Below are 6,603 nucleotides of genomic sequence, written 5' to 3'. Positions count from 1 at the left end.
ACCCCCAACGGGGTCGTACAGGCCATCGTCACGCCCGCACCCTATTTACCAACAGCGTCCGATCATCGGGATGGGCCTTTTTGGTCTCCGTGCAGCAGCGAAATGCAGCAACGTACTCTGACGGGCGTCAGCGGGCTCGCGCTTCAGCCTCCAGGCCCGGCCGCCGACGACCTTGCTCCGACACCATCGAGGTCATCCCGGAGGTGGGCGGAGTCCCCATGGGGCCGAGTTCGCCCGTCTCGACGCGGGGCGACTCCGTCCGCGCCGCCGGATTGTCCGGAAGGCTCTCGCCGACGGTGACCGCGTCTTCGAGAGCCTTCCAAAGTAGTGCGTGAACGTGCTCGGCCGTCTCGATCCGCTCGGCGAGAGCCTCGGCGGCCGGGATCGCGTTCCGGTTGACGTGCTCACCCCGTCAGGCGTTCACGCATGGAGCTAGCGGTATCGCTTGGTGCACTGGTAGGCGATCCAGCGGCCGCCGCCGGCGTTGGCGACAGCGTTCCGCTTCGCCTTGGCGGGTGTGCTTCCCCGGCCGCCCCAGTAGACGTTTCTCCTGGAGTTGTAGGCGACAGCACCACAACCGTTGACGAAGGTGGTGAGGACCTTGCAGCTGGAGTGGCCGCATTCCTTCAGTGCCCGCCGCTTGGCGCTGCGCTCTGTTCCATAGTCCCAGGACCTGCCGACGTCGCCGTTCCGCGACACGGCGATGGCGCCGTAGTAGTAACGCGCTGCACTTGCACTTTCCCCCGTCGTGGCGGCAGTAGCTGCGGGGGACGCCGCGGCCAGCACCCCGCTCGCCATGAAGGCGCAAGCGGCGATGGCGGTGAGCTTCTTGCCTAACTGCATGGTGTTTTTCCCCTTCGTGTCGTCCAGTCGGACGGCAGCGTCGTGCTGATGAGGAGATTCTGGGGCATACCGCTTGCAGATCGCTTAAACCGGTGGGTGATCAAGGAGAAGCTCGGCCGTGGCTCGTCGAGAGCCGACGGCCGCCACCGCGCAGCGCTGCCTCCGCCGCCAGCCCGGGACGGGGATACGGCGGACGGGGCGACGTGGCCGATCCGGCGCTGTCTGCACTGGTCATGGTGGCGACGGTGTCATCAAGCGCGTGCCCGATGATTTCGTCAACGAGCTTGTATCCATCACGCCACACCATAATCACGTCACAATCCACGGTGGCCGTACCTGCGAGGAACCGTCCAGACCCAGTGGGGACCGGAGCCGGGAAGTGCCGATCAACAGGGATGATCTGCTGTTTTCCCGTGTCGCATTGACGGGGCCGAAAGAGCGGGACTAGAGTGAATTGTAAATGTCGACCAATCAGCCTCGGGGGCGTGATTGCGCCCATTCACCAAAGGGTATCTAGATGAGGCAATTACGCCGCGGACTACTTGCTGTAATCCTCTCGCTCGGCATCGTAGCGGTGATGTCGGCGCCCGCACAGGCGGAAAAGCTGGGCCCCAGGCCTAACTGGGGAGCGTGCGGCACATCAACCAGCGAATACAAGATGGTCTACGATTTCGGGGGAATCAACCTGAAGTGCGGTAACGCGAGCTGGGGCTACCGCCACATCAAGGATCGACACTACAACGAGTTCCAGAACCTGGCCAGGGCGGGCGGGCTCAACTGGAGCGACCTGGTGCACTGGGTCATTCACTACAACGTACAGGACCCCGACCACGTCATCGTCGATCAGGGCGACGGCTGCCGCGACCGAATGCTGTACCTTCACGACAGGAACGGCCGCCTGGTATGGCAGCAGCGTTTCAAGGTGATCTACAGTGCCATGGACGGCCGCGTCATCACCGCCTATCCCAGCAGTGCTATCTGCGTACGGTAACAGGAATCGAAATGGCAGGCGGCGAGCCGCTTTTCAGCGGCATATCTGAAATTATCGGGCGGCGGCACCGGATCTCTGATCTGGATCCCGGGTCGGGGACCTTCGAAATCCAAGATGACGATCGAGCGGTTCGTGTCGTCCTGGAGCCGGACCTTCTCGCCGCCTACTCCGAGCAACTCGATGAGCATGACATCCCGGGCCTCTCCGCCTCACCGCGGGATGCGCAGGATCGAATCCGGGTCAAGCACATCACCATGTGCATCGAGGAAATCTTCGAATCAGACATCCACTCGTCGCTCCTGGAGATCCGGCTCGCCCGGGCGGCGGATGGTCGGATCTCTCTCTCCGATCGGCGTGGCGCCCCGCGGAGATCACCGATCTCAACGCACACCGAGACCGGTTACTGGTCCCCCGATCGCCCTGACGCCTGATCCGCGCGAATGGGGAGTCACCCCTCGCCGGACGTCAGGCCAGCCGGGCAGGAAGCCCGCTGGCGGGAAAGCCCGGGGCGGGTTCGAGTCCTCTCGGCCCCGCCACGCAGAAGGCCCTTGAACAGGCATTACGCCGTTCAAGGGCCTTAGGGCGTGTTCGTCCTCCAGGGCCCGACGGGACGGTAGCCGACCGGCCGCGATCTTGCAGAAGACGCAGTCGCTCATCCATAATGATCACGTTCGATATCCCAATCCGGATATCTCATGGAAACGCCCTCATATCCCGAGAGAGCGCTTTCTCCTATTCTTGTCCAATGAAACTAGCGGAGATCCGTACCTATCCCATCAAATCCACAAGAGGCATCTCCCGCTCATCCGCTCAGGTCCTCCCCTGGGGTCTGGACGGCGACCGCCGCTGGGCCGTGGTGAACCCGCTGGGAGAAGCGTTCTGGGTGGGCGAACATCCCCGGCTCCTCTCGGTTTCGGCCGCCGAGACCTCCGACGGCGGCCTCCACCTGTCGGCGAGGGGCATGGATGAACTCAACGTTCCCCCGGCCACCGGCGACACGATCCCGATAGGCTCGGCCGCTCTCGACCGAGCCGTGCTCGCCCACGCCGATGCTCACGGATGGTTCACCCGCCTGCTCGGCGAACCCGCCCGCCTCATCTGGCTGGACGACCCCAGGGATCGGGCCAGCACCGAGGAGAAGGGCGGGCTCTGGGACGGACCTCTCCTGCTCGTCTCCAGGAGTTCGCTCCAGCGCCTGGACGACTGGATCACCGAAGGAGCCATGGAGCGCCGGGAGCACCTCCCGGAGCCCCTCGACGTCACCCGTTTCCGGCCCAACGCCGTCATCGACGGCGCGGAACCTTTCGCGGAGGACACCTGGACGTCGGTCCGCATCGGAGAGATCGACTTCCGTGTCTCGGAGTTGTGCGACCGCTGCGCCGCCACCCTCTGGGACCCGGACACCCAGGCCCGCGGCAAGGAACCCCTGAGAACCCTGGCCGAACACCGCCGCTGGGACGGAAAGACCTGGTTCGGCATCCGCCTGGTGCCCAGGAACCTCGGCGAGCTGAGAGTCGGTGACGGAGTCCGGCCGGGCTAGCCGGTCAGGCGCTTGGGGGCCACCGCGACGAAGAGGAACAGAATTCGGGATCCCGGATCCGGGGTGCCTCAGGTGTTCCCGTCGTCCGGGGGGATGGGCTCGTTCTGCCTGCGGATGTACTCCAGCAGATCGTCTTCGTCGATGACCTCGTCGGCGGGCGGGGCGGTGATGACGAGGGGGGATCCCCAGCCGGTGTAGTGCGTGTCGCTCCGCTTGACCAGCGGGTCCCTGACCGTTCCCGCGGTGTCGGTGGTGACCAGGCGCTTGGGCAGGCCGTCCCGGCCGGCCCAGAGCTGCCAGGAGATCTTCCCTTTGCTCGTGGCGGTGATGGGCCTGCCCGAGGTCCAGCTGACGGCGGTGCCTCGGGAAGCCTTGCTGAGCTCCTTGTAGCTCATCGTGCCCCGGTAGAGGAAGCCGCCGTACGAGGGTTTGCGCGTCGAGCATTTCAGCACGGCCCGCATCATGGACGGGTCGTACACGTCGATCGGCTGCAGACTGGCGTCCCGGGCCATGTCCCGGGCCATGGCTCCCCTGTGGTTGTTCGGGAACCGGATCCACTCCTTGCCGTCCGGGACCGGTCCGGGGTACCGGTCCGCGGCGTCGTACGCGTCCTTGCCGACGCGGATCACACGATAGGGGGCCGACTTCTCGGACGGGCGCCCCGCGCCCTTCGGGGGGGAGAGGTTCCACCAGGTGAAGGCCGCGGCCACCGGGCCCGACGGGGCCAGCTGGAGGCGGCCCCTGATCCGGGTCCCGCTCCCGGAGACGGTCGACTTCTCGCCGAAGAAGTAGCGGTTGGTCTCGGCGATCCGGACGCCGTGCCCGTCTCGGAGCTGCCGCTTGATCGCTCGGGCCGGATCGGGGGCGCCTGCCTGCGCGGCGGCGGGACCCGTGGCAACCGGTAGGGACGCGAGCAGTACGGTGACCGTCAGGGCAGCCCATCGTCTCATGGAGAGTTTGTCCTTATTCAAGGCTTTTGATGCACGCGGCGGAGGCTTCGGCTCCACCGAAATCGTACGTCTCCTTCGTCGCCGGGGTGGGCCGATGCGGCGATCGCCGGAGCACGGTATCCGGCGGCCGCCGCACCGGCGCTCATCACCGCCCGCCGACCGTGAGCACGGCCTTGCCCCTGACGCGTCGTTCCCGCAGGTCGACCAGTACGGTGGCGCTGTCGGCCCAGTCGGCGACCCGGCCCACCTCCGGACGCAGCCGTCCCGTGTCCACGAGCCGGACCAGGGTCTCCAGGTCCGCGCGGTACGGGGCGCCGGCGTAGTGGAAGTGCCTGATGCTCGCGCCCTCGGGGCCGTCGAACAGGTCGAAGAAGTTCAGGGTGACCGGGGTACGACTGGCCTGGCCGTACCAGATGAGCGTGCCGCCGGGGCGCAGCCGGGCGAGCGCGGCGGGCAGGGCCGGGCCGCCGGTGGACTCCAGCACCAGGTCGAAGGGCCCGCGCGCGTCGGCGAGGTCGGTCACGACATGCGTGGCGCCCAGCTCGGCCAGCCGCTGCCCGCGTTCCGGCGTGGCGGTCACCGCCGTGACCTCCGCACCGGCGTTGGCTGCGAGCTCGGTGAGGTAGTGGCCGACCCCGCCCGAGGCGCCGGTGAGCAGCAGGCGGCTGCCCGTCACCGGCCCCGCCGCGCGGAGCAGGCGCAGCGCCGTGATGCCGGCGAGGGGAAGCGCGGCGGCCTCGACGGCGCCGACGGTGTCCGGCAGGACGGCCAGGGAGTGGGTCGGCACGGTGGCGTACTCGGCCCAGCCCCCGCCGTCGGGGTGACCGACGACGCGCGTACCGACGGCGGGCCCCGTGCCGTCGGAGGCCGACTGCACGACCAGTCCGGCGACGTCCTTGCCGGGGCGCAGCCCGGGGGCGGGGTTCTCCAGCAGGAACGTCTCGCCCCTGTTGACCGAGAACGCCTCCACCTTGATCAGCACTTCGTCGGCGGCGGGAGTGGGCTGGTCGTCTTCGATGAGTTCCACCGGGCTGGACGGGTCGCCCGTGGCTGTCAGTCTCTTCATGGCGACTATGGAAGCCGCCGGGCACGCGTGGTGGCCAACAACCGGTGCGGGGAGCTGACAACCGACGGTTGTCCCCTAAGGTGAGGGCCGTGGATCTCGACCTCGCACAGGTCCGCGCGTTCGTACTCGCGGCGGAGGAACTGCACTTCGGCAGGGCGGCCGGGCACCTGTCCATCTCCCAGCAGGCCCTGTCCAAGCGGATCGCCGCGCTGGAGGCCCGGCTCGGTGTACGGCTGCTCGACCGCGGCGGCCCCGGGGTGCGGCTCACCGAGGCCGGTGCGCGTTTCCTCGACCCCGCCCGGCGAGCGCTGGCCGCGGGTGAGCAGGCCGCCGCCGCGGTCGTCGAGGCGGGCCGGCCGCTGAAGGTGGACGTCTGGGGCCATCTCTATGCGCCGATGCGCACACTCGCCCAGGTGGCGGCACGTGGCGAGCGGCTGGATCTGGAACTGGGGCACGGACGTGACCTGCCGTCGGTGTCGGCCGCGCTCCTGCATCGCGAGATCGACGCCGGTTTCGGCCGGGTCCACCCGCCCCTGGACGACGGGCTCGCCCACCGCCTGGTACGGCTGGAGCCGGTCGACGCGGTCGTCAGCGCCGATCACCCGCTGGCGGCGGAGCCGTACCTGCGCCCGGGCCAGCTGCGTGACAGCGTGCTCTGGATACCGGGACCGCTGGACCGTCTCGACTTCCTGCGCCACTTCGCCGACCACTTCGGCATCGGCAGGCTCGCCGGGGGCCCCAACCTGGGGCTCGACCATTTCGCGGCCCAGATCGTGGCCGAGCCCGACTGCTTCTCCCTGTTCCCCGCGGACAGCCCGCTCCCCGGCGTTCCGGGGATCCGCTCGATTCCGCTGCTGGAGCCCACGCCCCTGTACGCGTGGTCGCTCCTGTGGCGGCGAGACGACACTCACCGGCTCCTGGACTCCCTGCTGGCGGCCATCGCCGACGAAGGACGGCGAAACCGCTGGGTGGAGTACGACCCCCACCGCGACTGGCTTCCCTGAGCCCACGCTTGATCACGAGACGATGCGGGGCCGAAGGCGCTGTCAGCGCAGCCGCAACCGCAGGAGAAGACGGACCATGGTGACCGGCAGCAGGAGAACGGCCCGGAACAGCGGCTCTCCGGGTGCGTTCCCCAGCGCGTGGGGACTTCGTCAGGCGGTGGGGAAGGGGCCCTGGTACTCGGTGTAGTCGGAGACGCCGTCGCCGTTGA

Annotated in this window: 7 protein-coding genes; 4 read left to right on the top strand and 3 right to left on the bottom strand. The window is 68.2% G+C overall.

Annotated elements, in window-relative coordinates:
• Positions 1 to 432: 432 nt before the first annotated feature.
• Entirely contained in the window at positions 433 to 843 is a 411-nt protein-coding gene (locus IEZ08_RS38690) for a DUF4189 domain-containing protein (protein ID WP_141703475.1), read from the bottom strand.
• A 517-nt stretch (positions 844 to 1,360) separates the two neighbouring features.
• Between IEZ08_RS38690 and IEZ08_RS38685 the strand changes: the two genes are divergently transcribed.
• The 3 genes from IEZ08_RS38685 to IEZ08_RS38675 all read left to right on the top strand — a co-directional run bounded on the left by IEZ08_RS38685 (position 1,361) and on the right by IEZ08_RS38675 (position 3,374).
• Positions 1,361 to 1,834 (top strand): hypothetical protein, encoded by a 474-nt coding sequence (locus tag IEZ08_RS38685; protein WP_141703477.1) that lies wholly within the window; start codon positions 1,361 to 1,363, stop codon positions 1,832 to 1,834.
• Between the two features lie 11 nt (positions 1,835 to 1,845).
• On the top strand, positions 1,846 to 2,265 hold the full coding sequence (locus IEZ08_RS38680; RefSeq protein ID WP_068920572.1) for a hypothetical protein: 420 nt from the start codon (positions 1,846 to 1,848) through the stop codon (positions 2,263 to 2,265).
• A gap of 314 nt (positions 2,266 to 2,579) precedes the next feature.
• Positions 2,580 to 3,374, top strand: a complete 795-nt coding sequence (locus IEZ08_RS38675) for an MOSC domain-containing protein (RefSeq protein ID WP_068920573.1) — start codon at positions 2,580 to 2,582, stop codon at positions 3,372 to 3,374.
• 68 nt (positions 3,375 to 3,442) lie between these two features.
• On the opposite strand, the gene IEZ08_RS38670 is transcribed toward IEZ08_RS38675, so the two are convergent.
• Together IEZ08_RS38670 and IEZ08_RS38665 are read right to left on the bottom strand one after the other, a co-directional pair.
• Positions 3,443 to 4,324, bottom strand: a complete 882-nt coding sequence (locus tag IEZ08_RS38670) for a hypothetical protein (RefSeq protein ID WP_068920574.1) — start codon at positions 4,322 to 4,324, stop codon at positions 3,443 to 3,445.
• A 145-nt stretch (positions 4,325 to 4,469) separates the two neighbouring features.
• Positions 4,470 to 5,390, bottom strand: a complete 921-nt coding sequence (locus tag IEZ08_RS38665) for a zinc-binding dehydrogenase (protein WP_189244212.1) — start codon at positions 5,388 to 5,390, stop codon at positions 4,470 to 4,472.
• Between the two features lie 89 nt (positions 5,391 to 5,479).
• Between IEZ08_RS38665 and IEZ08_RS38660 the strand changes: the two genes are divergently transcribed.
• Positions 5,480 to 6,394 carry a LysR family transcriptional regulator gene (locus IEZ08_RS38660; protein WP_068920576.1) on the top strand — a complete coding sequence of 305 codons (915 nt, stop codon included), beginning with the start codon at positions 5,480 to 5,482 and terminating at the stop codon, positions 6,392 to 6,394.
• Positions 6,395 to 6,603: the final 209 nt, after the last annotated feature.

It is taken from the genome of Planobispora rosea (assembly GCF_014648175.1).
In the GTDB taxonomy this organism is placed as follows: Bacteria; Actinomycetota; Actinomycetes; order Streptosporangiales; family Streptosporangiaceae; genus Planobispora; species Planobispora rosea.
The sequence above is the reverse complement of the archived record's forward strand: the minus strand, read 5'-3'. Positions and strand labels throughout refer to the sequence as shown.